This is a genomic window from Pseudorhodoplanes sp. (genome assembly GCF_035565855.1).
Taxonomy (GTDB): Bacteria; Pseudomonadota; Alphaproteobacteria; order Rhizobiales; family Xanthobacteraceae; genus Pseudorhodoplanes.
In genome coordinates this window covers 1-2,527 of sequence record NZ_DATMRX010000031.1, presented here as the reverse complement: position 1 = coordinate 2,527, position 2,527 = coordinate 1, and the positions used below count along the sequence as shown (strand labels likewise).

4 protein-coding genes are annotated in these 2,527 nt (G+C 66.7%); all 4 read right to left on the bottom strand.

The window, feature by feature from the left end:
- Positions 1 to 487 (bottom strand): ABC transporter ATP-binding protein (locus VN004_RS01995; RefSeq protein WP_325606517.1); only part of this gene is annotated, 487 nt, incomplete at its 3' end.
- The gene (locus VN004_RS01990) at positions 480 to 1,235 is read right to left on the bottom strand and encodes an ABC transporter ATP-binding protein (protein ID WP_325606516.1); all 756 of its coding nucleotides are present in this window, start codon (positions 1,233 to 1,235) and stop codon (positions 480 to 482) included. The genes VN004_RS01995 and VN004_RS01990, both read right to left, overlap by 8 nt.
- Positions 1,232 to 2,170 carry a branched-chain amino acid ABC transporter permease gene (locus VN004_RS01985; protein ID WP_325606513.1) on the bottom strand — a complete coding sequence of 313 codons (939 nt, stop codon included), beginning with the start codon at positions 2,168 to 2,170 and terminating at the stop codon, positions 1,232 to 1,234. Before VN004_RS01985 ends, VN004_RS01990 begins: the two co-directional genes overlap by 4 nt.
- The coding region (locus tag VN004_RS01980) for an ABC transporter permease subunit (protein WP_414710217.1) at positions 2,167 to 2,527 on the bottom strand (361 nt) is incomplete at its 5' end. The genes VN004_RS01980 and VN004_RS01985, both read right to left, overlap by 4 nt.

Genomic DNA, 2,527 nt, shown 5'->3' with positions numbered 1-2,527 from the left:
CGGTCGCCTCGTCGAGGATCAGCAGCTTGGGATTGGTGATCAGCGCCCGCGAAATTGCGATCATCTGCTGCTCGCCACCCGAGGTCCGCCAGGCCGGGCGGTCCAGCATTGTGCCGAGCTGGGGAAACAGTTCGGTCACCTTCTGCACGGTCCAGCCGCCGGCGGCGCCACGCGCCAGCACCTCGAGATTTTCCCGGATCGACAGGCTCGGAAACAGCTGGCGCCCTTCTGGGACAAGTCCTATGCCGAGTCGCGCGATCAGGTGCGGGGGCATGCCGACCAGCGACCGGCCGTCGAAGCGGATGGTGCCGCCGCGATGGGTGAGCGCGCCCATGATCGCGCGGATGGTCGAGGTCTTGCCCATGCCATTGCGGCCGCACAGGGCGACGACCTGTCCCTGCTCGATGCGCAGGTCAATATCGAACAGCACGTCGATGGCGCCGTAGCCACCGGCGAGAGATTTCACGTCAAGGAGCGGCTCAGACATCGTCGTCGGCTCCGAGATAGGAGGTGCGCACCTGCGGACTGTTGCGGATGTCCTCCGGCCGGCCGGAGGCGATCACCTTTCCGTGCGCCAGCACTGTAACGGTGTCGGCGAGGGAGAATACCGCGTCCATGTCGTGCTCGACCATGACGATGGCGGCTTCGCCCTTTAGCGTCTTGAGCAGCGCCGACATGCGAAGCGACTCGTCGCGGCCAAGCCCGGCCATCGGCTCGTCGAGCAGGAGAAGGCGCGGCTTGCCGGCGAGGGCGGTCGCGATCTCCACGAGCCGCCGATCGCCGTGGGACAAAAGGTCGGTCTGCGCCAGCGCCTTGTCGGAGATGCCGACCGCGGCGAGCGCGGCGTTTGCCTCCGCTTCACAGTCAGGGAGTTTGCGCACTGACCGCCATAAACCGAAGGTATGTCCCTTGCGGCCGAGAATGCCGATCGCCGGATTGTCCAGCGCGGCGAAGCTCGCGAAGATCTTCGGCACCTGGAAGGTGCGGCCGATGCCGAGCCGTGCGCGGTCCTGCACCGGCAGCGCGGTGATGTCGGTGCCATCGAAGGTGATAACGCCGGCATTCGGGATTAACTGCCCCCCGATCTGGTTGAGCAGGGTGGTCTTGCCCGCGCCGTTCGGACCGATGACGGCGTGCATTTCGCCCGACATCACATCGATCGAAATGTCGTCGCTGACCAGCAGGCCGCCAAGCCGCTTGCAGACGCCACGGATGGTGAGAAGCGGCGCGGTCACGGCGTCACCAGCTTGCGCAGCGTGACCAGGAGGCCGTCGCGGAGCAGCAGCACCCGCGCGATCACCGCGATGCCGACATACATCGCCCAGAAGTCGGTGTAGTGCGAAATGATCTCGACCAGCGCAAGGAAGATGGCGGCGCCCACGATCGCGCCGTACAGCGTGCCGGCCATGCCGAGAATGACCATCACGAGGAGTTCAGCCGAAAGGTGCCAGCTCAGCACCGAGGAGGGCGCGATATAGAGCGTCAGGTTTGCCGAGAGCACGCCGGCGAGGCCGGCGATCGCGCCGGAAATCGTGAAGGCCGCAAGGCGCAGCCAGTAGTTCCTGATCCCCGACGCCGCGGAGCGGACCGCGTCATCGCGCGCCGCCTGCAGCGAATAGCCGAAAGAGGCGAAGGATGCCCTGCGCGCGAACAGCAGCACCGCGATCAGGACAAAGGCACACAGGAGGAAGAAGGTGCGGGGATTGTCGAGCGAGAATCCGGCGAGGGTGGAGCGGGCCGGAAGCCGGAAGCCGTCGGCGCCGCCGAGCCCCGGCACTGCATTGGCGCCGTAGTAGAACATCTGCGCGAAGGCCAGCGTGATCATGATGAAGTACACGCCGGTGGTGCGAAGCGCGAGCGCGCCGATGATGAGCGCCGCAAGGGTCGCCGTGCCGATGGCGACCGGCCAGACGACCAGCCCCTCGTGGTAGCCCAGCAGCGCGAGCGCGCCGGTGACATAGGCGCCGAGGCCGAAGAAGGCGGCGTGTCCGAGGCTGACAAGGCCGGCATAGCCGAGAACGACATCGACCGCGACGGCTGCGAGACCCATGATGGCGACGCGACTCGCAAAGCGCAGAACCGTCTGGTCGCCAAAGGCTGCGAGCGCCGCGATTGCAAGCGCTACGCAGCACACGATGACGATGCGGAGCGGGAGGAAGGACGGGCTCATCGCGGCTTCCCGAAAATGCCGAAGGGGCGCCAGACCAGCGTCGCTGCCATCAACAGATAGATCGCCATGTTGGCGAGCGCGAAACCGGTGGTGTTGCCGAGCAGGAGCGGCAGGTAGGTGCGGCCGAACACATCGACGAAGGCGACCAGCAGGGCGCCCACCAGTGCGCCGGAAATCGAGCCGAGGCCTCCGATGATGACGACCACAAGCGACTGGATCAGGACGGAATCGCCCATGCCGGAGGTCACCGCGATCAGCGGCGCGGTCATGATGCCGGCGATGCCGGCCAGCACGGCAACGAGGGCGAAGACGGCGCCGCCGAGACGATCGACGTTCGCGCCCAGCGCCTGCACCACG

What these genes read in the sequence shown, in the direction of transcription:
- VN004_RS01985 (WP_325606513.1), bottom strand. Translation starts at nt 2,170, where the DNA reads ATGAGCCCGTCCTTCCTCCCGCTCCGCATCGTCATCGTGTGCTGCGTA.